At 71.0% G+C, this 24,531-nt stretch carries 23 protein-coding genes; 6 read left to right on the top strand and 17 right to left on the bottom strand.

What is annotated here, in order from left to right; all coding sequences use genetic code 11:
• Positions 1 to 54: 54 nt before the first annotated feature.
• The gene (locus tag AC4NN1_RS12105; protein WP_491955456.1) at positions 55 to 576 is read left to right on the top strand and encodes a YcxB family protein; all 522 of its coding nucleotides are present in this window, start codon (positions 55 to 57) and stop codon (positions 574 to 576) included.
• Positions 577 to 643: 67 nt separating this feature from the next.
• On the opposite strand, the gene AC4NN1_RS12100 is transcribed toward AC4NN1_RS12105, so the two are convergent.
• From AC4NN1_RS12100 to AC4NN1_RS12090, 3 genes are read right to left on the bottom strand one after another with little or no spacing between them, the layout of a single operon-like run.
• Positions 644 to 1,507, bottom strand: coding sequence for a DNA-methyltransferase (locus AC4NN1_RS12100; RefSeq protein WP_491955455.1), 864 nt, complete (start codon positions 1,505 to 1,507; stop codon positions 644 to 646).
• Complete coding sequence (gene lplAB / locus AC4NN1_RS12095) at positions 1,504 to 2,553, bottom strand: lipoate-protein ligase LplAB (protein WP_018187382.1); 1,050 nt, start codon at positions 2,551 to 2,553, stop codon at positions 1,504 to 1,506. Before lplAB ends, AC4NN1_RS12100 begins: the two co-directional genes overlap by 4 nt.
• Positions 2,554 to 2,557: 4 nt before the next feature.
• Positions 2,558 to 3,460: an alpha/beta fold hydrolase gene (locus AC4NN1_RS12090; RefSeq protein ID WP_491955454.1), complete on the bottom strand. Its 903-nt coding sequence runs from the start codon at positions 3,458 to 3,460 to the stop codon at positions 2,558 to 2,560.
• 83 nt (positions 3,461 to 3,543) lie between these two features.
• Between AC4NN1_RS12090 and AC4NN1_RS12085 the strand changes: the two genes are divergently transcribed.
• Complete coding sequence (locus AC4NN1_RS12085; RefSeq protein WP_018187384.1) at positions 3,544 to 4,005, top strand: MarR family winged helix-turn-helix transcriptional regulator; 462 nt, start codon at positions 3,544 to 3,546, stop codon at positions 4,003 to 4,005.
• Positions 4,002 to 5,369 carry an MFS transporter gene (locus AC4NN1_RS12080; RefSeq protein ID WP_311859859.1) on the top strand — a complete coding sequence of 456 codons (1,368 nt, stop codon included), beginning with the start codon at positions 4,002 to 4,004 and terminating at the stop codon, positions 5,367 to 5,369. Before AC4NN1_RS12085 ends, AC4NN1_RS12080 begins: the two co-directional genes overlap by 4 nt.
• A 23-nt stretch (positions 5,370 to 5,392) precedes the next feature.
• Here the strand turns inward: AC4NN1_RS12080 and AC4NN1_RS12075 are convergent, their stop codons facing one another.
• Positions 5,393 to 6,058 (bottom strand): response regulator transcription factor, encoded by a 666-nt coding sequence (locus tag AC4NN1_RS12075; protein ID WP_020098621.1) that lies wholly within the window; start codon positions 6,056 to 6,058, stop codon positions 5,393 to 5,395.
• Complete coding sequence (locus AC4NN1_RS12070; RefSeq protein WP_020098620.1) at positions 6,055 to 7,335, bottom strand: sensor histidine kinase; 1,281 nt, start codon at positions 7,333 to 7,335, stop codon at positions 6,055 to 6,057. The genes AC4NN1_RS12075 and AC4NN1_RS12070 overlap by 4 nt, the downstream gene beginning before the upstream one ends.
• Positions 7,336 to 7,698: 363 nt before the next feature.
• Here AC4NN1_RS12070 and AC4NN1_RS12065 point away from each other — a divergent pair, with 363 nt between their 5' ends.
• A complete protein-coding gene (locus AC4NN1_RS12065) occupies positions 7,699 to 7,836 on the top strand; it encodes a hypothetical protein (RefSeq protein WP_018187415.1) in 138 nt (45 codons plus the stop codon).
• Positions 7,837 to 7,857: 21 nt separating this feature from the next.
• On the opposite strand, the gene AC4NN1_RS12060 is transcribed toward AC4NN1_RS12065, so the two are convergent.
• Genes AC4NN1_RS12060 through ddaH form a run of 5 tightly spaced genes read right to left on the bottom strand, consistent with a single transcriptional unit; the run spans position 7,858 to position 13,437 of the window.
• Positions 7,858 to 8,703, bottom strand: coding sequence for a transglutaminase family protein (locus AC4NN1_RS12060; protein WP_018187416.1), 846 nt, complete (start codon positions 8,701 to 8,703; stop codon positions 7,858 to 7,860).
• Complete coding sequence (locus AC4NN1_RS12055; protein ID WP_018187417.1) at positions 8,700 to 9,632, bottom strand: alpha-E domain-containing protein; 933 nt, start codon at positions 9,630 to 9,632, stop codon at positions 8,700 to 8,702. The genes AC4NN1_RS12060 and AC4NN1_RS12055 overlap by 4 nt, the downstream gene beginning before the upstream one ends.
• Entirely contained in the window at positions 9,626 to 11,311 is a 1,686-nt protein-coding gene (locus tag AC4NN1_RS12050) for a circularly permuted type 2 ATP-grasp protein (protein WP_018187418.1), read from the bottom strand. Before AC4NN1_RS12050 ends, AC4NN1_RS12055 begins: the two co-directional genes overlap by 7 nt.
• 48 nt (positions 11,312 to 11,359) lie before the next feature.
• Entirely contained in the window at positions 11,360 to 12,577 is a 1,218-nt protein-coding gene (rocD, locus tag AC4NN1_RS12045) for an ornithine--oxo-acid transaminase (protein ID WP_018187419.1), read from the bottom strand.
• Positions 12,574 to 13,437, bottom strand: coding sequence for a dimethylargininase (gene ddaH / locus AC4NN1_RS12040; RefSeq protein WP_491955453.1), 864 nt, complete (start codon positions 13,435 to 13,437; stop codon positions 12,574 to 12,576). The genes rocD and ddaH overlap by 4 nt, the downstream gene beginning before the upstream one ends.
• 166 nt (positions 13,438 to 13,603) lie before the next feature.
• Here ddaH and AC4NN1_RS12035 point away from each other — a divergent pair, with 166 nt between their 5' ends.
• Positions 13,604 to 14,353: a hypothetical protein gene (locus AC4NN1_RS12035; protein ID WP_491955452.1), complete on the top strand. Its 750-nt coding sequence runs from the start codon at positions 13,604 to 13,606 to the stop codon at positions 14,351 to 14,353.
• A 189-nt stretch (positions 14,354 to 14,542) separates the two neighbouring features.
• Here the strand turns inward: AC4NN1_RS12035 and AC4NN1_RS12030 are convergent, their stop codons facing one another.
• Together AC4NN1_RS12030 and AC4NN1_RS12025 are read right to left on the bottom strand one after the other, a co-directional pair.
• On the bottom strand, positions 14,543 to 18,265 hold the full coding sequence (locus AC4NN1_RS12030; protein WP_491955451.1) for a bifunctional proline dehydrogenase/L-glutamate gamma-semialdehyde dehydrogenase: 3,723 nt from the start codon (positions 18,263 to 18,265) through the stop codon (positions 14,543 to 14,545).
• Positions 18,266 to 18,322: 57 nt separating this feature from the next.
• Positions 18,323 to 18,883, bottom strand: coding sequence for an acyl-CoA thioesterase (locus tag AC4NN1_RS12025; RefSeq protein WP_028497530.1), 561 nt, complete (start codon positions 18,881 to 18,883; stop codon positions 18,323 to 18,325).
• Positions 18,884 to 19,015: 132 nt separating this feature from the next.
• Here AC4NN1_RS12025 and AC4NN1_RS12020 point away from each other — a divergent pair, with 132 nt between their 5' ends.
• Positions 19,016 to 19,525, top strand: a complete 510-nt coding sequence (locus tag AC4NN1_RS12020) for a GNAT family N-acetyltransferase (protein WP_018187424.1) — start codon at positions 19,016 to 19,018, stop codon at positions 19,523 to 19,525.
• 219 nt (positions 19,526 to 19,744) lie between these two features.
• Here AC4NN1_RS12020 and AC4NN1_RS12015 read toward each other — a convergent pair whose 3' ends face one another.
• From AC4NN1_RS12015 to AC4NN1_RS11995, 5 genes are all read right to left on the bottom strand, one after another.
• Entirely contained in the window at positions 19,745 to 21,475 is a 1,731-nt protein-coding gene (locus tag AC4NN1_RS12015) for a cytochrome b/b6 domain-containing protein (protein ID WP_491955450.1), read from the bottom strand.
• A gap of 6 nt (positions 21,476 to 21,481) precedes the next feature.
• Positions 21,482 to 22,471, bottom strand: a complete 990-nt coding sequence (locus AC4NN1_RS12010) for an electron transfer flavoprotein subunit alpha/FixB family protein (protein ID WP_491955449.1) — start codon at positions 22,469 to 22,471, stop codon at positions 21,482 to 21,484.
• Between the two features lie 18 nt (positions 22,472 to 22,489).
• On the bottom strand, positions 22,490 to 23,266 hold the full coding sequence (locus AC4NN1_RS12005) for an electron transfer flavoprotein subunit beta/FixA family protein (RefSeq protein ID WP_336124810.1): 777 nt from the start codon (positions 23,264 to 23,266) through the stop codon (positions 22,490 to 22,492).
• 78 nt (positions 23,267 to 23,344) lie between these two features.
• Positions 23,345 to 23,749, bottom strand: coding sequence for a RidA family protein (locus AC4NN1_RS12000; protein ID WP_311857955.1), 405 nt, complete (start codon positions 23,747 to 23,749; stop codon positions 23,345 to 23,347).
• Positions 23,746 to 24,522 (bottom strand): enoyl-CoA hydratase-related protein, encoded by a 777-nt coding sequence (locus tag AC4NN1_RS11995; RefSeq protein ID WP_336124813.1) that lies wholly within the window; start codon positions 24,520 to 24,522, stop codon positions 23,746 to 23,748. Before AC4NN1_RS11995 ends, AC4NN1_RS12000 begins: the two co-directional genes overlap by 4 nt.
• Positions 24,523 to 24,531 lie beyond the last annotated feature (9 nt).

Here is a 24,531-nt window from a genome sequence, read left to right as displayed (position 1 = left end):
CTGGTGCGTGGACAGGCCGCATGCCACGATGAAGGCACGAGCGAGGGGGTCGCCATGGCGGATGCCGCAGTGCAGGAGACGACGACGGGGAAGTCGATGGTCATCGACCGTGCGGTCACCGCACGCCTGGCACGCGACCATCAGCGGACGAAGGAGCCCGGGCTATGGGCGGCCGGGATCGCCCTGTTCCTCCTGCTCGGCGTCGGGATGTTCGCCCTGAACGGCAACTTCCGCTCCCTCGTGATCGCCGGGTTCTGGGCCGTGGTCCTCGTCATCGCCCTCTTCTCCGTCCGCCGGATGGGGTCGCAGAAACTCGCCCGCGTCATCGAGGGGATCTACCCGCACGGAGACCGCCTCACCGTCGCGGCGACCGACGCCGGCCTGACGGTGACCACCTCGGCCACGAGCCTCACGGTCGCTGCATCCGCCATCTGGCGCGTCTCGACGGCGCCGAACTCGGTCATGGTGCGGATCACCGGACTCACGGGACCGGCGATCATCGTGCCGCGGGAGCTCCTCGACGACGCCGACGTGTCGCGCCTGCGCGCTGCGGCTCCCCGCATCCGTCGCCCCTGACGACGCTCCCCTGTCCCGAACCGCGCCCGCCGACGGCGCGTCGTGACAGGCGAGCGGATGCCGGGGCTCAGCCGACGACGACGGCCTCGGGGATGCGCGCCTGCATGACGGCGAGCGCCTCGGGGCTGTGGTCGACGAGCACGGCGTCGCGGCCGAGCGCGTGGGCGACCGCGCCGGTCGTCCCCGAGCCGGCGAAGAGGTCGAGCACCCGATCGCCCGGCCGGCTCGACGCCTGCACGATCCGCCGCAGGATGCCCTCGGGCTTCTGGGTCGGGTAGCCGGTCTTCTCCCGCCCCGAGGTCGGGACGATCGTGTGCCACCAGACGTCGGTCGGCAGCTTGCCGCGAGCAGCCTTCTCGGGGGTGACGAGCCCCGGAGCCATGTAGGGCTCTCGGTCGACGGCATCCGAGTCGAAGAAGTACGCCGACGGATCCTTGACGTAGACGAGGATCGTGTCGTGCTTGCTCGGCCAGCGCTTGCGCGACTTCGCGCCGTAGTCGTACGCCCAGATGAGCTCGTTGAGGAAGCACTCCCGACCGAAGACGGCGTCGAGCATGACCTTCGCGTAGTGCGCCTCGCGGTAGTCGAGGTGCACGTAGAGGGTGCCGTCGTCGGCCAGGAGCCGCCACGCCTCGCGCAGCCGGGGCTCGAGGAACCCCCAGTAGTCGTCGAACCGGTCGTCGTACAGCTTCAACGCGCCACGCGTGCGGGCGTAGGACGCGCCGCGGAAGCCGCCCTTGACCGGACCGACGGCCGGCGCGGGCGCGTCGGGATCGGGCTGCAACCCCTCCGTGCGGACCGCGGACTCGATCGCCCGCTCCTGGGTACGCCCGGTGTTGAAGGGCGGGTCGAGGTAGATGAGCGCGAACGAGGAGTCCGGCAGGCGCCGGGCGACCTCCAGGTTGTCGCCGAGATGGATCTCGACGGTCACGGAACGCGGCGCAGCCAGGCGTCCGTCGAGAACTTCGACTCGACGAGCGCCTCGGCCTCGGCGTACTCCTCCTCGGAGATCGAGCCCGCCTTCGCGCCGTAGAGCGAGGTGAACGTCTCCTTGAAGCGTTCGATGATGTCGGCGCGCGCCATGCCGGTCTGGCTGCGGAGCGGGTCGACGCGCTTGGCCGCCGATGCCGTGCCCTTGTCGGAGAGCTTCTCGCGTCCGATGCGCAGGACCTCGGTCAGCACCTGGCCATCCATGTCGTAGCTCAGGGTCGCGTGGTGCAGCACTCCCCCGTTGGCGAGGCGCTTCTGCGCGGCGCCGCCGATCTTGCCCTTCGACGATGCGATGTCGTTGAGCGGCTGGTACGTCGCGTCGATCCCGAGCGAGCGCAGCGCGTGCAGCACCCAGTCGTCGAGGAACGCGTAGGAGTCTGCGAAGGTCATGCCCGAGACGAGGGATGCCGGCACGTACAGCGAGTAGGTGACGATCGAGTTCGCGGCCATCAGCATCGCGCCGCCGCCGGAGATGCGTCGGACGACCTGGAAGCCGTGCTTCGCGGCACCCTCGGGGTCGACCTCGTTACGGTACGACTGGAACGATCCGATGACGACGGCGGACTCGTTCCACTCCCAGATGCGGAGCGTGGGGGTGCGTCGACCGTCGCCCACGCGAGCGGTCAGCACCTCGTCGAGCGCGAGGTTCATCGCGGGCGAGACGGCCTTCTCGTGGACGACCTCCCACTCGAACTCGGCCCAGCCCGGTGCGACGATGAGCGCGCGGCGGACGGCGGTGGCGACGGCCTCGGGCGTGAAGCCGAGCAGCTGCGCCCCCTCGGGGAGCGCGCCGCGGACGGCGGCGGCGATCGTCGCGACGTCGGCTTCGACGGGCAGACCCGTCACCGCCGCATCGATGTCGGCCAGCGCGTCGTCGGGTTCGAGGAAGAAGTCGCCCGCGAGGTGGAAGTCCGCGATGCGGCCGTCCTCCACCTCGAGGTCGACGACGACCAGCTTGCCGCCAGGGACCTTGTACTCGCCGTGCATGGTCCTATTCTCCCGTGCCCGCAGCGGGTGCGGATCCACTCTCGGGGACGGATGCCGCGTCCCGCCGCGCGATGCGCGCGTCGAGCCACGCGACGAGGTCGGCGTGCACCTCCGGCGCGCAGCGCTCGTTGAAGATCTCGTGGCGCGCCTCGGGGTACACGAGCGTCGTCACGTCGGTGAGGCCGGAGCGCGTGCGGTACGCGTCGGCCAGGCGGTGGACGCTCCGCGGTCCGCCGACGGGGTCGTCACGGCCGACCATGAGGAGCACGGGGACGTCGACGCCGAGGTCGCGCTTCGGCTTGCCGATCAGGCGCAGGGTGTCGACCGGACCGAAGAGCTTCAGCAGGGGCACCGTGGTCGTGAGCGGGTCGTCGAGGAACGCACGGCCGACCGTGGCATCCGTCGACAGCCATTCGACGCCGGTGGCGTCCGGTCCTGCCCAGCGCTTGTTGAGGGGCGCGGCGTTCAAGTCCCCCGGCCACAGGAGGGACGAGCCCGAGAGGATGACGGCGTCGTACGCGCGGGGGTCCGCGTTCACGAGCTTCTGCGCGAGGAAGGACCCCCACGAATGCCCCAGGAGGACGAGCGGGAGCCCGGGGTTCTCGTCGCGGATGACGCGCGTGAACAGCTGCAGTCCCGCCACGGTGGCGCGGAGGCCGCCGGGGCCGAGCCGCCCGAGGCGGGAGTGATCGCCGCCGTGCTGGCGCAGTCCCGTGCGGCCGTGGCCGCGGTGGTCGTCGGCGTAGACGATGAAGCCGGCGGCGGTGAGGGCGGCGATGGTGCTGCCGTAGCGGCCGGCGTGCTCGCCGACGCCGTGGAGGAGCTGGACGACGCCGCGCGGGTTGCCCTGCGCCGGGTGGACGTCGTAGACGATCGCGATGCCGTGTGCATCGATGAACTCGGGCATGGCTCGAATCCTAGGGCGCTGACGCGGTCGGCGGATGCCGGACTCCAAGCTCTTAGCCAGACTAATGAGTTATGCTAACGAAAATGAGCAGTGCACCCGAGACCTCGACGACGGACGATTCGACGACGGAGCTCGCGCTCGCGGCATCCGACTTCCGCATGGCCACCTTCCGTCTCGCGCGGCGCCTCCGCTCGCAGCGCGCCGTCGACACGATGAGCGACGGGCAGTTCGCCGTCCTCGCCGGCCTCAAGGTGCACGGGCCCCACACGCTCGGCGAGCTCGCCGAGCGTGAGCGCGTCTCGGCGCCGTCCATGAACCGCACCGTGAACTGCCTCGAGGAACTCGGCTACCTCACCCGCACCCCCGACGAGAGCGACCGCCGGAAGGTCGTCATCGACCTCACCGAGCCGGGTCGCGAGGTGGTCGTCGAGACCGTCCGCCGGCGCGATTCGTGGCTCGAGCACGCGTTCGAGGAACTGAGCGCCGCGCAGCGCGCGACGCTCGCGAAGGCCGCTGCGATCATGCAGGAGGTGGCCGGCCGATGAGCTCCGCCATGTTCCGCTCGTTCTCGGTGTTCAACTACCGCGTCTGGTTCATCGGCGCCCTCGTCTCGAACGTGGGCGCGTGGATGCAGTCGACCGCCCTCAGCTGGGTGGTGCTGACGCAGCTGACCGACAACGACGCGACGGCCATGGGCGTCACGATGGCGCTGCAGTTCGCTCCCCCACTGCTGCTCGTCGGCGTCACCGGTCTCGTCGCCGACCGGTTCGACCGCCGCAAGCTCCTGTTCTTCACGCAGGGCTCGCTCATGCTGCTCGGCCTCATCATCGGCGTCCTCCTGCTCACGGGCAGCATGAACCTGTGGACGATGTACGCCTTCGCGTTCGCCCTCGGGATCGTGGCCGCCTTCGACAACCCGACCCGACAGGCCTTCGTCTCCGACCTCGTCGCACGTGAGAACGCCTCGAACGCCGTCGCACTGAATGCGGCATCCTTCAACACGGCCCGCATGATCGGGCCCGCCGTCGCCGGCATCGTGATCGTCGCGGTCGGCACCGGATGGGTGTTCATGGTGAACGCCCTCACATTCCTCGCGATGCTCGTGGCGCTGATCCTCATCCGCCCCGCCGAACTCGTACCGCGCCCGAAGCTCCGGACCGCGTCACGGATGGCTGACGGCCTGCGTTACGTGGGCGGCAGGCCCGACCTCGTCGTGACGTTCATCATGGTGTTCCTCCTGGGCGCATTCGGCATGAACTTCCCGATCCTGGCTTCCACGATGGCCCTCGAGTTCGGGCAGAACGCCGACGGCTACGGAGTGCTGAGCTCGATCCTCGCGATCGGATCGCTCGCCGGCGCCCTCCTGGCGGCCCGCCGCGACCGGGCGCGACTGCGCCTGGTGATCGGTGGGCTCGGACTCTTCGCGGTCGCATCGGCGCTGTCGGCGGCCATGCCGGTCTACATCGCCTACGCCGCGACGCTCATGCTCATCGGCTTCTCGACCGTCACGACGTTGACGACCGCGAACGGGTACGTGCAGACGACGACCGAGCCGGCGCTCCGCGGACGCGTGCTCGCGCTCTACATGGCGATCCTCATGGGCGGCACGCCGTTCGGCGCACCCATCGTGGGCTGGGTGGCGGATGCCTTCGGCCCGCGCGCCGCCATCCTGCTCGGCGCGGCCGCGGCCCTCATCGCTTTCGCCGTCGGCGGCGGCTGGCTGCTCTTCTCGGGCCGCCTGCACCGCCACGAGTCGCGCCGGTTCGCGGTGACGATCGACGAGACGCGGCCCATCAGCGTCGTCGCTCCCGAGGAGTTCAGCGACGAGGTCGCGGGGACCACCCCGATCCGGCTCCCCGATACGGACATCGCGACGCGGAAGGATGCCGCGGCCCGCCCGCGTCCCTGAATCGACTCCCGCGCAGCCCGAGGTCAGTCGAGCCGGTTGCGGACACCCCACAGCGCGAGCTGCGTCCGGTCCGCGACGCCGACCTTGCGCAGCGCCGACTGCAACTGCGTCCGCACCGTGTGGACGGAGACGTGCAGCGATGCCGCGATCGCCTCGTTCGCGGTGATCCCCGAGGCGAGCAGGGCGACCACGCGCCGCTCCGCGGGGCTCAGCGAGGCGAGCCGCTCGACGTCCGGATCGGGGCCGCGCCGTCGGACGAACTCCCGGAGAACCGGTGCGATGGCACGCGGCGACACGATCGACTCGCCGCGTGCCGCGGCCTCGACGGCGGCGACCACCTGGTCGGAGTCGTAGCTCTTCAGGAGGTATCCGACCGCGCCCGCGTCGATCGCGTCGGTGATGTAGCCGTCGACCGCGAAGCTCGTCATCACGATGACCGCGGGCACGTCGCCCTCGGCAGCGAGCAGCCGCCGCGTGGCATCCGCGCCGTTCATGCCCGGCATCTGCATGTCCATGAGCACGACGTCCACCGTCTCGGCCTGCGCGACGCGCACCGCATCGAGACCGTTGCCGACCTCGCCGACGATGCAGATGCCGCCGGCGGCTTCGAGCTGGAGGCGGAGGCCCTTCCGGACCGACCTGTTGTCGTCCGCGATGAGGACCCGGATCGGCGCACGCGGGGCGGTCACGGCGCCGTCCCCTCGTCCGAGGCGACCGGGATGCCGACGGCCAGGGTCCAGCCGCCACCGGCATCCGCTCCTGCCGAGAACGAGCCGCCCAGGATCTCGACCCGCTCACGGATGCCGCCGAGGCCCCACCCGAGCCCGATGCCGGACAGGTCGCCGACCGGGACGGCGGGTCCGTTCGAGACCGTGACGGCGATGCTGTCGGCGTTCCGCGAGATCCGGACGTCGACCGGCGCCCCGGGCGCATGCTTCGCGGCGTTCGTCAGCGCCTCCTGCGTGCAGCGGAACGCCGTCGCCGAGACCACGGCGGGAAGGGAGTCGAGATCGCCGGTCGCCGTGAGCGCGACGGCGACACCACGCGCACGCCAGAAGCCGACCAGCTCCTCGAGATGCCGCAGGTCCTGCGTGGCGTCGGACGGGCCGACGTCGCCTGCGCGCAGATCCGCGAGGGCTCCGGCGAGTCCCGCCGCCGCGAACCGACCCTCGTCGCGGACGTCCTGCATCAACGCCAACGCCTGGCCGGCGTGCGTCGGCGCGACCTTCAGGGCGGCGTCGGCGAGCGTGATGAGTCCTGCGAGGTGCTGCCCGGCGATGTCGTGGAGCTCCTGCGCGATCCGGGCCCGCTCGCGGCGCTGCGCATCGGCGACGCGGTCATCGTGCTCACGCGCGGCGAGTTCAGCCTGCTGCCGGGCCACCCGCATCCGTCTCGCCTTCACCGACCACCAGAGGCCGAGCGCCGTCCCGCCGACCGCCGGGGCCGCCATCGACACGACCTGGGCCGCCATCCACCCGACCGCTGCGGTGAGGCTCGCACCCGTCGTCATGACCCACCAGAGCAGGACGACGGACTCGGCCAGGATCACCACGACGCACCAGGCGATGGCCCGGGCGGCGGCCAACCGCGTCGCCGCGAGGAAGATCGCCACCGAGATCGGCAGGGACATCCCCATGAGCCACGTCGGCACCGAGAGTCCCGTCGCCAGGGCGAGGTGGATGCCGACGACGACGACGATCGTGGAGCGCGGCAGCCGCTGGGACAGGAAGAGGACGCCGGCCTGCACGGCGCAGCCGAGGGTCAGGAGGACGTACACGGCCCCGACCGGCACGGGGAGCGGCCACGGCTGGCCTCCCTCGAGCAACGCGACGGTCGGTGAGACGAGGGCCTGGACGACCGTCGTGAGGAAGACAGCGACGACGAAGAACCACGAGGCGCGGGCGGATCCCTGCAGGGCGATGTGCGAGTTCGCGGTGTCGGTCGTGACGAGCGGGGGTGAAGTCATCGGGGCGTGTTTCCGTGATGCGGCGAGGTCCGGTTCGGTGCGGGTCGCCTAGGAGCATGCCACGACTGACGCCTCTCAGCGGTTACGTCGAGCCGGTGGAGGAATGGTTCACTCAATCGGATGAAACTCGGCGGCCGATCGGAAGGCCCGACCGGGGCGACGACCGTATCCGCGCCGGATCGCGGCGCTCGAGCGCCTTCCCGCCCGTATCGTATGCCACGGGGGAACCGTCGGATCAGGCTTCGATTCGGCGGATCGGGGACCGGTCGACTTCGGGGGAAGTCCCGGCCCCGAGCCCCTCCCCTCGGCGGCCGACTGTCAAGGGGGCGGATGCCGCGGCCCGCGGTGCGTAGCGTCACCGCCATGAGCGACGCATCCACGACCCCCGAACAGGACGACCCGACCGGCGGCGACGAGGGCACCGAGAATCAGCTCGATGCCGACAACGCCGTCGAGGAGGACACCCTCAAAGCCCTCGACCCGAACGACTCCCCCGCTTGACGGGGAGCCTCGTCCGCGCGATCAGGCCTCGCGGGTGATGAGGACCTTCACCTCGAGACGGCTCTTGAACGGGCCCGCGTAGACGCCGCGCAGCGGCGGCACGTCGTTGTAGTCGCGCCCGCGACCGACCGTCACGTGACGATCGCCGATCTCGGCGTCGTTCGTCGGGTCGAAGCCGTGCCAGGACCCCGCGTACCACTCGATCCATGCGTGCGACTCCCCGATGACGGGGACGCCGACCTCGGCGGTGGGGTTCGGGTGCAGGTATCCCGACACGTAGCGCGCCGGGATGCCGACCGAGCGCAGCGCGCCGAGGGCGATGTGCGCCATGTCCTGGCACACGCCCTTCCGCTCGGCCCATGCCTCGGCGCCGGTCGACTGCACCTCGGTCGCACCCGGCACGTACTCGACGGCCTGACCGATCGCCGTCGCGATCGCCAGGGCCGCGTGCGAGGGGTTCTCGTGCTGGGCGGCGATGCCCGCGGCGAGGTCGGCTACCTCGGGATGCGGCTCGGTGCGCCGCGTCTGCGACAGCATCTCGACCGTGCCGATCGACCGCTGAGCGTCGCGCGCCAGAGCGTCCCACGACATGTCGGGGTGGGTCAGCGGCCGTGCGCGCACCTCGACGAGCGAGCGCGCCGTGATCTGCAGGGCCGAATGCTTGGCGAGCACGTCGAAGGCCGCCACCCGCGTGCCGAAGTAGTCGACGAAGTAGTTCACGTTCGTCGACGGGTCGATGTCGAGCTGGGAGCTCAGGACGAACTGACTGTCGCTCGTCGTCGGCAGCATCCGCGCCTCGTTGTACGACGCCCCCACCTCGCCCGGGTAGTCGAAACCGGTCGTGTGCTCGATGCGCAGGCGCTTCATGAGGTCTCTCCGATCCAACTGGGTTCGGCCTGGGTCGGGAAGAACCGCGCCCGGATGGCCTCGGACGCCTCGCGCGTCACCGACTGCACGCTCTGCATGTGGGCGGGGAGCTCGGCGAGCACCTCGTCGATCGGGCGGTACTCGAGTTCGTTGCGCATACGCCCGAGAGCCCGCAGCACCGAGTTGGAGTGCCCGACGCGATCGGCTACGGGGTCGATCGCGCTCATGCACTGCTCGGCCGTGCGGATCGAGTGGATGATCGACCGCGGGAAGAGCCGGTCGAGCAGCAGGAACTCCGCCGCGTTCTGCGAGCTCGGCATCCCGCGGTAGGTCCGGAGGTACGCCTCGTACGCGCCGCACGAGCGCAGGATGGTCGTCCAGGACGGACCGGATGCCTCGGTCAGCGACCTCGTCGCCAGCATCCGCGCGGTCATGTCGGTGCGCTCGATGGCCCGACCGAGCGTGAAGAACTGCCACGCCTCGTCGTGGCTCGACGAGTTGTCGGTGACGCCGACGGCGAGCGCGGCCCGTTCGCGGACCCACTGGAAGAACTCGTGGGTCTTCTCGTCATTGAGGCGGCGCGGCATCCGGGAGTACGTCGTGTTGAGCGTCTCCCAGAGCTCGGTCGACACGATCTCCCGCGCCCGACGGGCATTCTCGCGGGCCGCCTGCAGGCAGTACGCGATCGACGACGGGTTGACCCGGTCAACGGCCAGGAGTGTGAGCACGTGGGTGCGGGTGACCTCCCCGCCGCCCTTCGGGGGCGTCGCACCCATGACGCCCATGAGCGACCGGCACGCGATGTCCTCGTCGATCCACGGGTCCTCGAGGAGGAGCTGCAGGTGCACGTCGAGGATGCGGGCGGTGCCGTCGGAGCGTTCGATGTAGCGGCCGATCCAGAACAGGCTCTCGGCGATGCGGCTCAGCATCCCTCATCCCCTCCCTCGGCGTCACTGCCCTGCTGCTGCTGTTCCTGCTGTTCGGACAGCGTGCGCGGCCGATCCTGCGGGGAGTGATCCGGCTCGTCCTGTGCGTCGTAGATGATCGGGATGGCCGAGGTCGCGGTGGCCTGCTCGGCGACGAGACCGGCGAGGGACTGCGACTGCCCGTACTCGCCGCGATTCGGCGCGTCGCCGCCGACGATCCAGGTGTCCTTCGAGCCGCCTCCCTGGCTCGAGTTGACCACGAGCTGCCCCTCGGGGAGGGCGACGCGCGTCAGCCCGCCGGGGAGCACCCACACCTCGTCGCCGGTGTTGACGGCGAAGGGGCGCAGATCGGCGTGGCGCGGACGCATCCCGTCGTCGACCAGGGTCGGGATCGTGGAGAGCATCACGACGGGCTGTGCGATCCAGCCGCGCGGATCGGCGCGGAGCTTCGTGCGGAGCGCGTCGAGTTCGGCGGGACTCGCGTCGGGGCCCACGACGAGCCCCTTGCCGCCGGAGCCGTCCACGGGCTTCACGACGAGCTCGTCGAGCCGGTCGAGCACCTCTTCGAGGGCGCCCGGATCCTCGAGGCGCCAGGTGTCGACGTTCTTGAGGATCGGTTCCTCGGCGAGGTAGTACCGGATGAGATCGGGAACGTACGTGTAGAGCAGCTTGTCGTCGGCGACGCCGTTGCCCACCGCGTTCGCGATCGTGACGTTCCCGAGCCGTGCGGCGAGCATGAGCCCGGGGGCGCCGAGCATCGAGTCGGCCCGGAACTGCAGCGGGTCGAGGAAGTCGTCGTCGACGCGGCGGTAGATGACGTCGACGCGGCGCGGTCCGCGCGTCGTGCGCATGAACACCCGGCCGCCCTGGCAGACCAGGTCGCGCCCCTCGACGAGTTCGACGCCCATGAGCCGCGCGAGGAGCGTGTGCTCGAAGTACGCGGAGTTGTAGACGCCCGGCGTGAGGACGACGACGTTCGGGTCGTCGACCCCGGGAGGGGCGGAGTTGCGGAGCGCCTGCAGCAGCTTGTTCGGGTAGTCGCCGACCGGCCGCACGCGCATCGAGACGAAGAGCTCGGGCAACGTCTGCGCCATGACCCGGCGGTTCGAGATGACGTAGCTCACCCCCGACGGCACGCGGACGTTGTCCTCGAGAACGCGCATCTCGCCGTGCTCGTCGCGGATGAGGTCGATGCCGGAGACCTGGATGCGGACGCCGTTGGCGGGACGGATGCCGGCGGCCTGACGGTAGAAGTACTGCGACGACGCGATCAGCTTCGCCGGCAGCACGCCGTCGCGGACGACGTGCTGGTGCCCGTAGGCGTCGTCGAGGAAGGCCTCGAGCGCGCGGACGCGCTGCTGCACGCCCTTCTCGATGCGCGACCACTCGTCGTAGGCGATGACGCGGGGCACGGCATCCAACGGGAAGGGTCGCTCCTCGCCCGCGAAGTCGAACGTGACGCCCTGCGCGAGGTACGAACTGGCGAGCGATTCGGTGCGCCCGCGCAGCTCCTCCTGGGTCATCTGCGCGAGCGCCTGATAGAGCTCGCGATACGACGATCGGGACCGGGCCGCCTCGCCCGGGTGCGCGATCTCGGCGAACATCTCGTCGAACGCCGGAATACCGGACGGGGTCTTGCGAGGCGCCAGCGTGGAGCCGTATCCGTCGAAGAGGTCACCCATGCGACGAGCCTAATCCGGGCGGTGTTGCCGGAGTGTTTCGCCGTGCGGTCAGTCCGCGAGCGCGAGGCGCAGCTGCTCGACGGCCCAGTCGATCTCGGTGGCGCGGATGATCAGCGGCGGCGCCATGCGGATCGTCTGACCGTGCGTGTCCTTGACCAGGACGCCGCGTGCGAGGAGCCGCTCCGCGACCTCGCGCCCGGCCCCCTTCGCCGGGTCGATGTCGACGCCCGCCCAGAGGCCCGCGACGCGGATCCCCGTGACACCCGCGCCGATCAGCGGCTCGAGGCGCGCGCGCAGGTGGTCGCCGAGCGCGAGCGCGCGACGCTGCAGGTCTCCGGTCGCGAGCATCTCGACGACGGCGAGCCCGACGGCTGCGGCGAGCGGATTGCCACCGAAGGTCGACCCGTGCTCGCCGGGGTGGATCACCCCGAGGACGTCGCGGTCGCCGACGACGGCCGACACCGGCAGGATGCCGCCGCCCAGCGCCTTGCCGAGCAGGTACAGGTCGGGCACCACACCCTCGCGCTCGCACGCGAACGTCGTGCCGACCCGGCCGAGCCCCGACTGGATCTCATCGGCGACGAAGAGGACATTCGCCGCCGTGCACGCCTCGCGGACGGCGCGCAGGTACCCGTCCGGCGGGATGACGACGCCGGCCTCGCCCTGGATGGGCTCGATCAGCACCGCGGCGGTGTCGTCGTCGATTGCCGCGGTGAGCGCCGCGGCATCCCCGTAGGGCATGATCTCGAATCCGGGCGCGAACGGGCCGAAGCCGTCCCGCGCCTGCGGGTCGTCGCTGAAGCCGACGATCGTGGTCGTCCGACCGTGGAAGTTGCCCGACGCGACGAGGATCTTGGCACGCCCCTCGGGGACGCCCTTCACCCGGTACGCCCACGCGCGGGCGACTTTGATGCCGGTCTCGACCGCTTCGGCGCCGGTGTTCATCGGCAGGACCATGTCCTTGCCCGACAGCTCGGCGAGCGCCGCGGCGAAGGCGCCGAGCCGGTCGTTGTGGAACGCGCGGCTCGTGAGCGTGAGCCGGCCGAGCTGCTCGGTCGCCGCGGCGACGAGGGCCGGATGCCGGTGCCCGAAGTTGAGCGCCGAGTAGGCCGACAGCAGGTCGAGGTACCGCTTGCCCTCGACGTCGGTCACCCACGAACCCTCGCCCTCGGCGACGACGACCGGGAGCGGGTGGTAGTTGTGGGCGACGTGGGCCTCTTCGGCCGAGATCACGGCGTCCGACGTGGGCAGATCGAGATCGGTCATCGCGCACCTCCGCGCAGTTCGAGCGTGCAGCACTTGATGCCGCCGCCGCCGAGCAGCAGCTCGGACAGGTCGATGGGGACGGGGACGTAGCCGCGCTCCTCGAGCTGCGCGGCGAAGGCGCTCGCGCGGGGCGAGACGAAGACGTGGAGTCCGTCGCTGGCCGCGTTCAGCCCGAAGACGGCACCGTCGGCATCCGACACCTGGATCGCGTCGGGATAGCGCTCGGCGAGGATCCGACGCGACCCGTCGTCGAAGGCGGAGGGGAGGTAGGCGATGTTGGCCCGCTCGACGCCGCCCGGTCCCTCGACGGGATCGAGCACGGTGATCGCGGTGTCGAGGTGGTAGAACCGCGGGTCGACGAGGCGCAGCGAGACGACCTCGCGCTCGAAGACCCGCCCCAGCTCGCGGTGGCTGTCGCCGACGGAGCGGAACCCGGTCCCGGCGAGGATCGTGTCGCCGACGAGCAGGAAATCGCCCTCGCCCTCCTGAACCTCGACGGGTTCGACGACCTCGAAGCCGTGCGCGGCGAACCAGTCCATGAACGGACGCTCCTCGCCGCGCCTTTCGTCGACGCGGAAGCGGACACCCAACGCCCGACCGTCCACGATGAAACCGCCGTTCGCGGTGTAGACCATGTCGGGCAGACCCGGCACCGGGTCGATGAGCTCGACCTCGTGGCCCAGCGCGACGTACGCGTCGTGGAGCGCCTGCCACTGGCGTACGGCTTTCGCGGTGTCGGTGGGCCGCGAGGGCTCCATCCACGGATTGATGCTGTACGACACCGTGAAGTGCTCGGGCCGGCACATCAGGTATCGACGGTGCTGGGCGAGGCGGGTGACCGTGTCGGACTGCGTCGTCATTCTCGCTCCTCGTCTCCGGGGCGGCGGACGCTGTCCAGAGGCCCGACGGAGCTTGCAGAAGCCGACGGATCGGGCACGCCGGATTCCATCATGGCAGGTCGCACCGACGCGGTAGCCGGTGGATGCATGCCGCGCGGGGTGGCCGGTAACTGACAGGATGCAGATCATGGCCAGACGCACGGGTGAACAGACCAGAGCCCTCCTGCTGCGCGCCGGGATGCAGATGCTCCTCGAACGCGGGGTCAGCGCGGGCGTGCAGCACATCCGACTTCAGGACGTCCTCCGCCGCGCAGGCCTGACGACCGGAGCGGCGTACCGCTTGTGGAACGACCAGGCCGACTACCACCGCGACCTCGCCGTGGCGATGGTGCGGATGCGGGTGGCCGGCCCGGCCGATGCGATCCGCGCCCGCGTCGATGAGCTGATCGCCGCAGGCGCCTCGGGCGAGGAGATCATCCGCGGGGCAGCGCTCGCGCACGTGCAGGCCTCTGAGCTCACGACCGAGGATCCCACCGACCTCCTGGACGCGCAGTCGTTCCGCGTCGCCCTCGCCCTCCGGACGACCGCGGACACGTGGCCCGAGCTGACCGAGGCCAGCTACGCGCGCCACCGGGAGTCGATCGAAGCCTTCATCGAGGTGTACCAGTACGTCATCGATGCCTACGGTATGCGCCTCCGGGAGGGCCTGACGATCGAGGACTTCGCCGAGGCGATGGCCGCTCTGGCGGAGGGATTCGCGATCCGGTCACTCGAGCGACTCGGCCACCCGACGTATCAGCTCTCGGGAGCCGACGGCACCCCGGCGGGCGAGTGGACGCTGCTCGGCCTCACGGTGCGGGCGCTCGTCGATTCGTTCATGACTCCACGCGAAGACGCGGACCCCGAGGCCTCCGTCCGCCTGCCGCGTTACGCCTGAACGAACGGATGCCCCGAGCCCGAGACCAGAGGATCTCGGACCCGGGGCCACACTCCCCCCGAAGTGTTCCATGCGCGCTCCCCAGAAGCGCTCGTCTATTCAAACAACACGAGCGCCGTCGATCCAGAAAGATAAGTTGTTTTCTTCTGCGGATCGATAAATCCAGGCACATCGGACCGCCGGCGTCCGTCAGATGACCGTTTCGCTCCAGTGATCGGGGTTCCCGAACCGGTGAGCGGTGATGGAGATGGCCTGCTCCCGGAGGAACGGGAGCAACTCGATGCGCCCCGCCTGGGTCATCTCGTCGGCGTAGACGGCGAGGTCGGGGTCGCCCGCGATCGCCACGGCGAGCGCCCCCGCGACCTCGTCCATCTCGGCGCGGGACCCGACCAGCCGCACGCGATCTGCCCGCGACGGGCCGTCCTCCGCGGCGGGCCCCGCCATCCGCGCGATCCACTGCTCGTTCGATTCGACGAACACCGGAACCTCCAGCGCCGTGAGCGCCGAGCGGACCGTGGCGGGAAGACCCGTCGGGGTGCTGACGGTGAACGCCGACCCGGCGCGCACCGCCGCGATGATCGCCCGCACGAACGCCTGGGGCGCGGCATCCGTCGTCGAACGGATCTCGACGCTCGCGGGCCGGTACCGGAACAGGTTGCGCTCGACACCCAGGTGCGACACGTCGACGACCTTGCCGAAGGTGCGGTTCCACGCGATGGCATCCGAGAGCGCGGCCCGGCGGAGCCACTCGAACGCTTCGTAGCCGAGGGCAGGCTGCGCGGCCTCGATGACGTCGGTGATCGACGAGTCGAGACCCTTCAGGTGCAGCGTCGACGACGTTCCGGCGCCCGACGTCGGCCGCCACGATCCGAGCCCGATGAGGTGGTTCGGGCCGCCTGCCTTCGCCCCCCCGCCGACCGATGAGCGCTTCCAGCCGCCGAACGGCTGACGCTGGACGACCGCGCCCGTCGTGCCGCGGTTGACGTAGAGGTTGCCGGCTTCGACGCGGTCGAGCCAGAGCGCGAGGTCGTCGGGGTTCTGCGTGTAGAGCCCCGCGGTCAGCCCGTAGTCGACCGCGTTCTGCAGCTCGATCGCGTGCTCGAGCGAACGCGCGTGCATGACACCGAGGACCGGACCGAAGAACTCCTCGAGATGCACGCGCGACCCCGGCTTCACCCCGGTGCGGATGCCGGGGCTCCACAGCCGACCGTCGTACCGCTCGCTCGGCAGTTCGCGCGGCTCGACGAGCCACTGCTCGTCCTCGTCGAGGGTCGTGAGCGCCCACGCGAGCTTGCCGGAGGGCTTCTCGACGAGAGGTCCGACCTCGGTCAGCGGGTCCTCGGGCGAACCGACGCGGAGAGAGGTCGCGGCATCCACCAGCTGACGAGAGAAACGCTGCGACCGGGCGACCGGGCCGACGAGGATCGCGATCGACGCAGCCGAGCACTTCTGACCCGCGTGACCGAACGCCGAACGGACGAGATCGGATGCCGCGAGGTCGAGGTCGGCCGACGGCATCACGATCATGGCGTTCTTGCCGCTCGTCTCGGCCTGCAGCGGAAGGTCGGGCCGCCACGAGCGGAACAGCGACGCCGTCTCGAACGACCCGGTGAGGATCACCCGGTCGACCACCGGATGCGTGATCAGCTGCTTTCCGAGCCCACCCTCGTCGAGGTCGACCAGGGCGAGGACGTCGCGACCGACACCGGCCTCGTCGAGCGCCTCCCAGATCGCCTCGGCGACGACGGCGGCGCAGCGTCGCGCCTGGGGCGCGGGCTTGAAGACCACACCCGATCCGGCCGCGAGCGCGGCGAGCGCTCCCCCGGCCGGGATCGCGACGGGGAAGTTCCAGGGCGGGGTGACCACGGTCACACGGGCCGGCACGAAGACCGCGCCGCTGACGCTGTCGAGCTCGCGCGCGGTCGCGGCGTAGTAGCGGGCGAAGTCGACCGCCTCGCTGACCTCCACGTCCGCTTCGGCGAGGGTCTTCCCCGTCTCGGATGCCGCGACCTCGATGAGCTCGCCCCGGCGGCCTTCGAGCGCACGCGCCGCGCGCAGCAGCACCTCGGCTCGTTCCGCAGCCGGCAGCGAACCCCACGCGTCGGACGCCGCCGTCACCCGGGCGAGGGTCGCCTCGAGCTCCGACTCGGTGCCGATGCGGGCGGCGGTGATCGCGGCATCCCCCGCCGTCGAGGTCGCGACCCGGCCGAGGATCGATCGCGCCCACTCACGGTTCGCGGGGAGCGCCGGATCGGTGTCGGCCGTATTGCGGAAGCCGGGGGCACCCGCGGAGACCGCGGTCTCGCGCGAGGAGAACACGGCGGTCTCGACGAACGCGTCGCCGCCGAAGAGGGCGGGACGTCCGGTGGCATCGGCGGGCTGAGTCTCGCCGAGGTCGGTCGGGCGGGAGTCCCTGGCCGCGATCCCGAGGACGACCTGCGTGAGAGCGGCGTCGTCGGCGTCGGTCGCGGGGGCGGCATCCGTCGTCACCGCGTTCTCACCGGCGTCGGGGTTCGCGGCGCGATCCTGGCGGCGCCGCGGGCCCGTGATCAGCGCGCGGTCGGCGGCACGCTCGAGCGACGCCGTGAAGCGGTCGCGCTCGCGGACGAACATGGCGCGGTCGAAGGCGAGGTCGAACGCGGCGGAGAGGAAGTTCTCGCTCGACGCGTTCTCCTCGAGACGGCGGACGAGGTAGCTGATGGCGACGTCGAACTCGTCGGGGCGCACCACCGGGACGTACAGCAGGACGTGCCCGATCTCGCGCGCGACGGCCTGCACCTGGCCCTGCGCCATGCCGAGGAGCATCTCCACCTCGAGGTCGCGCTGCACGCCGCGCTGACCGGCGAGCAGCCAGGCGTACGCGATGTGGAAGAGGTTGTGGCCGGCGACGCCGATGCGCACGGCCTCGGTGTTCTCGGGGCGGAGCGCTTCGTCGAGGCAGCGGACGTAGTTCGCGTCCGTGTCGAGCTTGGTGTCGTACGGAGCGGCCGGCCAGTCGTGCATGACGGCGTCGACGTGCTCCATCGCGAGGTTCGCGCCCTTGACGAGACGGATCTTGATTCGTGCGCCACCCGCGGCGACGCGCTCGCGCGCCCACGCGGTCAACGTGCGGAGGGCGGGGAGGGCGTCGGGCAGGTAAGCCTGCAGCACGATGCCGGCCTCGAGGTCGCGCAGGCGCGGATCGTCGAGGACGCGCATGAACACGGCCATCGTCAGGTCGAGGTCGCGGTACTCCTCCATGTCCAGGTTGAGGAACGTGCCGTCCTCCGCCGCCGACAGGTAGAGGGGACGCAGCCGCTCGACGACGCGCTCGACGATCTCGTCGAAGGCCCACATCGAGAGGTGACTGGCGATGGCCGACACCTTGACCGAGACGTAGTCGACGTCGTCTCGGCGGACGAGCTCGTGGATGCCTTCGAGGCGACGGAGCGCCTCCGACTCGCCCAGGACGGCTTCGCCGAGGAGGTTGAGGTTCAGGCGCGCGCCGGACTCGCGCAGCGTCTGGAGCGCCGGGCCGAGCTTGTCGGGGCGGGCGTCGACGATGAGGTGGCCGACCATCTCGCGCAGCACGCGTCGGGCGATCGGGACGACCGGGGTCGGAAGCAGGGGCGCGACGACACCCCCCGCACGGACAGCGGCCCGCAGGTACCAGGGCAGGAAGGCCGGCGCGAGCGGGGCGACCCGCTGCAGATTCGTCGCCGCGGCAGTCAACGACTCCGGCCGCATGACACCGTCGACGAAACCGAGCGTGAACGGCAGGCCGTTGGGGTCCTTCAGCACCCCCGCGAGACGCTCGGCGGCGGGGTCGACAGCGACCTCGGCGGATTCGGCGACCCAGCGCTCTGCGAGGGCGATGGCCCGCTCGGCGAGGTCGGCGGTGGGCGCTTGTGGCGCGACAGACGTGTCCGACATGAGGCTCAGCCTAAGGGCGCCTCGGGCGCGCGCGGCGGGACACGCGAGGGCCGGGCGCTAGGGCCAGATGCTCGGCGCTTCCGCACGGGTCGAGGGCAGAGCGGATGCCGCGGCCCAGTCCTGGATCCACTGCGGGATCGGAGCCAGGGTGTCGGGGCGGTGCAGGGCGTCGAAGAGCTCCTCGAGGGGCACGATCCCGCCCGTGCGGCGGAGGAACCGGACCCGCAGGATCATCTCGGCGTAGACCTCTCCCTTCACCACGGCACGGTGCATCTGGAAGACGGCCTTGTCGTCGTGGCCGATGATGCGGCTCTCGACGGTGAACCGCTGCCACAGCTGGAGGGACTTCCGGAAGGTGACGGTCTCGCTCGCGACCACGCCGTACCAGCCGCGCTCATTCATCGTCTGCCAGATGCCGGTGCGGGTCAGCAGGTCGAACCGGCCGAGATCGAACAGCGACGCGTACCGGCCGTTGTTCATGTGGCCGAGCAGGTCGATGTCGGTCGGCAGGGTCCGGAGCCGGATGCGACCGACGGCATCGGGCGGGATCGGTCCGCGGCGGCGGTACATCACCCGCGCGCGCATCAGGGTCAACAGGGTCCGCCACCATACGTTCACGAGCGGTGAGCCTAGCCATGTACACGCGCACAGTGCGGCATCCGTTGTCGCTTGTCGACAGTGCCGGCGCGGCCCGTGCAGGCCCGCCACTGTCGATTTCACGATCCGACGGGCCGTGCGTAGAGTCTGGCCATGGAGCCCGAACTGCAGACCGACACCGTCGTCCGTCCCGTTCGCGACGTGGATGCGGAAGCCCTCGGCCGTGTGCACGCGACGTGCTGGCACGAGACCTACGACCACCTCATCAGCAAGGCCGCCCTCGAGAACGTGTCGGCCCGCCGACTCGCCGAGCTGTGGACCCACTGGGCTCAGCAGGGCCCCGATTTCCGCATGGTCGCCGCCCTCGTGAACGGCGAGATCGTGGGCTTCGCCGGGTCCGGCCCCGCCCGCGACCGCGACGCACCGCGCAACCGCGAGCTGTACTTCATCTACCTCCTCGACGCGTGGCACGGCACCGGCATCGGCCAGCGCCTGTTCGACGCCGTAGTGCCCGAGGACGACACCGACCTGTACCTCTGGGTCGCCGAGGACAACCCCCGCGCGCACCGGTTCTACACGCGCAACGGGTTCACGCTCGACGGGGCGAACCACACCGAACCCTTCCTCGGCGAGACGCTGACGGAAGTCCGCTTCGTGCGCTGACGCACGAGCGCGAGACTCGACGGCGCGGCATCCCGTTTCGGATGCCGCGCCGTCGGACTTTGCACCGGCTGCGCCGGTGAGGCGAGGGATGCACGACCGGCCGCTCCGTGAGGTGACGGATGCACGACCGGTGGGGCGGGTGCCGCCTGCGCGGCGCGCGGCGGTGACACCCGCACCGCCGGTCGTGCATGTGTCCCCCGACGCGCGCGCCGGGCTGCGTCAGCGGCTCTTGACCTCGCCGAACAGGCGGGCGACCGGGGCGACGACGAGCGGACGCATCGCGACGTAGGCCGCAACGGTGACCGCGATCGAGAGCGCGAAGAGCCAGAAGCCGGTCCAATTGTCGGCGTACGCCTCGGGGTCAGTCGAACCGGTCGCCGCGTACATGTGGCCGAGGTTCCGGAGGGCCCCGGTCGACAGCACGAGAGCGACGTGGACGACGATGAACAGGACGAAGTAGAGCATCGTCGGGAAGTGGATCTTGCGCGCCCATTCGACGGGGTAGATCCGGTTCAGCGTCGTCGCCTGCTTCGGCCACACCGCACTCATGCGATAGCCGGTGATCGCGGCGAGGGGGGCGGCGATGAAGATGGTGGCGAAGTAGGCGAGCTGCTGGAGCGCGTTGTAATTCACCCAGCCGTTCTCGGTCGGCCAGTCCAGTGAGACGTACTGAAGAGCCGCCGACACCGCGTTGGGGAACACCTCCCACGAGGTCGGGATCACCCGCATCCATTGGCCGGTCACGAACAGCAGCACGACGAAGATCACACCGTTGGCGAGCCACAGGACGTCGAGGGCCTGGTGCAGCCAGAGCGTCAGGCTCATGCGACGCTTGCGGTCCTTCTTCGAGATCCAGAAGGCCGCGGGGCGCTTCTCGGACCTGACCTGCAGTCCGGTGCGGATGATCAGCACGATGAAGAACGCGTTGAGGAAGTGCGACCAGTTGAGCCACACGGGGAACCCGACGGGCGCCCCCTCGGGCAGGTGGTACTCGCCCGGGTAGGTCGTGAGGAAGTCCTGCAGCGGTTCGAGACTGAGGATCCACCGGACGGCGAGGACCGCCATCGCCGCGACGTAGAGGACCGCCGCGCCGCCGAGGACGACCACGCCGGCCCACTGCACCTTCGTGAACGGGCCGATGCGCGCGGGGTTCGGCTTCGCGGCCGGCCGCCGGGCGACGCCGGCGTGCGCGAGCGGCCGTTCGGCGAGCGGTGCGCGCGGCGTGGCCGGCGCGGCGGGCGCCGGGGTGGCGGCCGGGGCGGCGGGCGCGGCGGGCTTGGGCTCCGAGGACGCCGAGACTGCATCCGCGCTCCGAGACTGCGGCGCGAGACCGCTGTCTGGGCCCCCACGTGCAGTCTCGCGAGACGGGGGCGCGGCGCGCGGGGCGGGCGTGGTCTCGGCGGGGGGCCAGGCGTCTCCGCCGGCGGCGCGCGGGAGGCCGCGGCGGACCGCGCCGGAGCCTGCGTCGTCCGCCGAGGCCGCGGCTGCGGAGGCCGCAACGGTGGAGGCTGCGACTGTGGAGGCCGCGGGGGTGGATGCCGCGGGCTCAGCCGCGTCGACGAGGACCGGGTCCGCTCCGTGGCCATGAGCCTCGCGAGGCGCGTTCTCGACGGCGGGGACGGCCGGGGTCGCGGCATCCGCGGCCGTCGACGCCGCGGGCGGCCAGGCCTCGCCACCCGGCGTGCGCGGGAGTCCCCGGCGCGTCGCATCACCTCGAGCCGACGCGTTCTGCATCGGTGCGGTGCCGGTCGGCGCAGTTTCCGTCGGCTCGACGGCAACGGCTGGCGCGCCGGGCGCGGGCGGGTCGACGGGCGGGTCGACGGGCGCGGGCGGGTCGACCGGCGTCGGTGCGCCGGCCACCGGCGCAGGGGCCTCCTCGGCGGGCGGCCAGGGGTCGCCGCCGGAGGCGCGCGGGAGTCCGCGGCGCACGGAACGCGCGTATGTCGCCATCCGCTCCTACTTCTTTCCCGCCTCGAGCGCCGCGATCAGCTGCGGCACGACGGTGAACAGGTCTCCGACGACACCGAAATCGGCGATGTCGAAGATCGGTGCCTCTCCATCTTTGTTCACGGCGACGATGGTTTTCGCCGTCTGCATGCCCGCCTTGTGCTGGATGGCGCCCGAGATGCCGAGTGCGACATACAACTGCGGTGACACCGAGACACCGGTCTGGCCGACCTGGTACGAGTAGGGGACGTAACCGGCATCCACTGCAGCGCGGGAGGCTCCGACGGCCGCGCCCAGAGCGTCGGCGAGCTGCTCGACGAGGGCGAACTGGTCGGCCGAGCCGAGCCCGCGCCCGCCCGACACGACCTTCGCCGCGCCGCGGAGTTCCGGGCGGCTCGAGACGGCGACCGCCTCGTCGAAGCCCGTGATGGCGGCGGCGGGCGCTCCGGATGCCTCGACCTGCAGCCCGACGATCGTCGGCGCGTCGACGGCCTCGGACCGCGCATCGATCGACCCCTGCCGGACGGTGACCACGAGCGGTCCGTACGTCGCCCCCGCGGTGACGTTGTAGGCGCCGCCGTAGACGGAGTGCTGCGCGAGCACGCCGTCATCGTCGCGCAAGACGCCCACGGCGTCGACGCAGAGCGCCGCAGAGGTCCGGGCAGCGAACCGTCCGGCGACGTCCCGGCCTTCGATGGAGTTGGAGATGAGGACGGCGTCCGGCTTGACGAGAGCGGATGCCGCGACCACCGCGTCGACGATCGGCACCGTGAGCGCGGAGTCGGCGCCGCCGAGCCCGGCGGTCAGGACGGTCGACGCGCCGAGGGATCCGGCCGCGGCGGCGAGGTCGGCGTGCCGGGACTCGTCGGCCACGAGGAGGACGACGGGGGTGCCGATCGAGGCGGCGGCGCCGATGAGACCGGCGGCGGAAGCGGCCAGCTCTCCGCCGGGGGTCACGTCGAGCCAGACGAGGACGGCGTCAGGGGCGAAGTCGGTCACGATGTTCTCCTCGGTTTCTCACGCCAGCCGGTTCTCGAGCAGGAAGGCCGCGAGCTTCTCGCCGGCATCTCCCTCGTCGACGATCTTCGTCCCCGCCTGCCGCGGCGGCTTCTGCGCGACCGCGGTCATGATCGACTGCGGGGCGGATGCCGGGTCGACGTCGACGTCGAGATCGGCGATCGACAGCACCTCGAACGGCTTCTTCTTCGCCGCCATGATGCCCTTGAAGTTGGCGAAGCGGGCGTCGGGCAGCGCCTCGGTGATCGAGATGACGGCGGGCAGCGTCGCGGTGACCGACGCGGTGCCGAAGTCCGTCGCGCGCGTGCCGCTGACGGCATCCGTCGTGATCTCGACGGCGGACAGAGCGGTGGCCTGCGGGACGCCGAGGTGCTCGGCGAGCATCGCGGGGAGCACGCCGCCGGCGCCGTCGGTGGAGAGGTTGCCGGTGATGACGAGGTCGAAGCCGGTGCGGCGGAGAGCTGCGGCGAGGACGCGGGCCGTGACGCCGAGGTCGGCGCCGCGCAGCGCATCGTCGGTGACCTGGACGGCGGAGTGAGCCCCCATCGCGAGCCCCTTGCGGAGGGAGGCGGTCGCGGCATCCGATGCCATCGTCATGACGACGACCTCGGTGCCCTCGTTCGCCTCGGAGTATGTGAGGGCGGCTTCGAGAGCGCGCTCACCGATCTCATCGAGGACACGCTCGGATGCGTCACGCGCGGCGAGCCCCGTCTCGAGATCGAGCGTGCGGTCACCCCAGGTGTCCGGCACTTCCTTCAGCAGGACGACGATCTTCATTGACTCCTCCTCGGTATCGCCTCAGAGTCTACGGTCGGGCGCGAGGCTCCCGGTCGGGCCGCGACGGCGGCGGGCCGCTCAACCCCCACGGACCGCCGCGACGGCCTCGATCTCGACCAGCTGATCCTCGTACCCCAGCGCTGCCACGCCGATCAGAGTGCTGGGCACGTCATGCTTCCCGAAGGCCTCCCGCACGACGTTCCACGCCGCCACCAGGTCGTGCCGGTCCGATGAAGCCACCAGAACCCGCGTCGACGCGACATCGGAGAGGGTCGCACCAGCGGCATCCAGCGCGACGAGCATCGTCTCGACGCAGCGCTGAGCCTGACCCGCCACATCACCGACAGCGACCGTCGAGCCGTCGTCGGCAAGCGGGCACGCACCCGCGAGGAAAATCAGCTCGGCCCCTGCTTCGACGTGCGCCGCATACGCATACGGCGCTGCCGCAAGACCCTCGGAGCGCACAAGGCGGACGGCGCTCATCGGTGCCGGAACTCCGGTGCGCGCTTCTCGCGGAAGGCGGCCATGCCTTCCTTCTGGTCCGCGGTGTCGAACAGCCCGGCGAACGCCTGCCGCTCGAACCGCAGCCCCTCCGCCAGTGTCGATTCCACGGCGACGTCGAGCGCCGCCGTCGCCGCGTACAGCGCGGGCAGCGGCTTCGACGCGATGGTCTCCGCCGTGCGCTGCGCATCGTCCCGAAGCTCCGCCGCCGGCACGACGCGCGAGACGAGGCCCGACCGCTCCGCCTCGTCCGCCGTCAGCTGCCGCCCCGTCAGCACAAGTTCCGCTGCCTTGAACGACCCGATCGCCCGCACGAGCCGCTGGGTCCCGCCGAGCCCCGGGATGACCCCGAGACTGATCTCCGGCTGCCCGAACCGCGCCGAGTCGGCCGCGAGGATGATGTCGCACATCATCGCGAGCTCGCACCCGCCGCCGAGCGCATAGCCCGCCACCGCGGCGATGGTCGGCGTCCGCACCGCGGCGAACCGCGACCACTGGCCGAAGTGGTTCGCGAGCAGCATCTCGCTGCCGCTGAGCGCCTCCATCTCCTTGATGTCCGCGCCGGCTGCGAACGCCCGCTCGCTGCCGGTGACGACGATGGCGCCGATCGCGGCGTCGGCGTCGAAGGCCTCCGCGGCATCCACGACATCGTGCATGACCTGCGCATTGAGGGCGTTCAGCGCCTCGGGTCGGTTGAGGGTGATCCACCCGACGCGTCCGCGCGTCTCGGTGAGGATGGTCGCGTAATCCGTCATCCCTTCATG

This window comes from Microbacterium sp. MDV22-iso44, from assembly GCF_058629135.1.
This window is presented reverse-complemented; position numbering and strand designations above follow the sequence as displayed.

Coding starts and splice junctions, on each gene's coding strand:
- AC4NN1_RS12090 (WP_491955454.1), bottom strand. CDS start 3,460: ATGCCCGAGTTCATCGATGCACACGGCATCGCGATCGTCTACGACGTC.
- AC4NN1_RS12060 (WP_018187416.1), bottom strand. CDS start 8,703: ATGAAGCGCCTGCGCATCGAGCACACGACCGGTTTCGACTACCCGGGC.
- AC4NN1_RS12000 (WP_311857955.1), bottom strand. CDS start 23,749: ATGAGCGCCGTCCGCCTTGTGCGCTCCGAGGGTCTTGCGGCAGCGCCG.
- AC4NN1_RS12050 (WP_018187418.1), bottom strand. CDS start 11,311: ATGGGTGACCTCTTCGACGGATACGGCTCCACGCTGGCGCCTCGCAAG.
- AC4NN1_RS12020 (WP_018187424.1), top strand. CDS start 19,016: ATGGAGCCCGAACTGCAGACCGACACCGTCGTCCGTCCCGTTCGCGAC.
- AC4NN1_RS11995 (WP_336124813.1), bottom strand. CDS start 24,522: ATGACGGATTACGCGACCATCCTCACCGAGACGCGCGGACGCGTCGGG.
- AC4NN1_RS12035 (WP_491955452.1), top strand. CDS start 13,604: ATGGCCAGACGCACGGGTGAACAGACCAGAGCCCTCCTGCTGCGCGCC.
- ddaH (WP_491955453.1), bottom strand. CDS start 13,437: ATGACGACGCAGTCCGACACGGTCACCCGCCTCGCCCAGCACCGTCGA.
- AC4NN1_RS12070 (WP_020098620.1), bottom strand. CDS start 7,335: ATGACTTCACCCCCGCTCGTCACGACCGACACCGCGAACTCGCACATC.
- AC4NN1_RS12055 (WP_018187417.1), bottom strand. CDS start 9,632: ATGCTGAGCCGCATCGCCGAGAGCCTGTTCTGGATCGGCCGCTACATC.
- AC4NN1_RS12105 (WP_491955456.1), top strand. CDS start 55: ATGGCGGATGCCGCAGTGCAGGAGACGACGACGGGGAAGTCGATGGTC.
- AC4NN1_RS12030 (WP_491955451.1), bottom strand. CDS start 18,265: ATGTCGGACACGTCTGTCGCGCCACAAGCGCCCACCGCCGACCTCGCC.
- lplAB (WP_018187382.1), bottom strand. CDS start 2,553: ATGCACGGCGAGTACAAGGTCCCTGGCGGCAAGCTGGTCGTCGTCGAC.
- AC4NN1_RS12080 (WP_311859859.1), top strand. CDS start 4,002: ATGAGCTCCGCCATGTTCCGCTCGTTCTCGGTGTTCAACTACCGCGTC.
- AC4NN1_RS12015 (WP_491955450.1), bottom strand. CDS start 21,475: ATGGCGACATACGCGCGTTCCGTGCGCCGCGGACTCCCGCGCGCCTCC.
- AC4NN1_RS12005 (WP_336124810.1), bottom strand. CDS start 23,266: ATGAAGATCGTCGTCCTGCTGAAGGAAGTGCCGGACACCTGGGGTGAC.
- AC4NN1_RS12085 (WP_018187384.1), top strand. CDS start 3,544: ATGAGCAGTGCACCCGAGACCTCGACGACGGACGATTCGACGACGGAG.
- rocD (WP_018187419.1), bottom strand. CDS start 12,577: ATGACCGATCTCGATCTGCCCACGTCGGACGCCGTGATCTCGGCCGAA.
- AC4NN1_RS12065 (WP_018187415.1), top strand. CDS start 7,699: ATGAGCGACGCATCCACGACCCCCGAACAGGACGACCCGACCGGCGGC.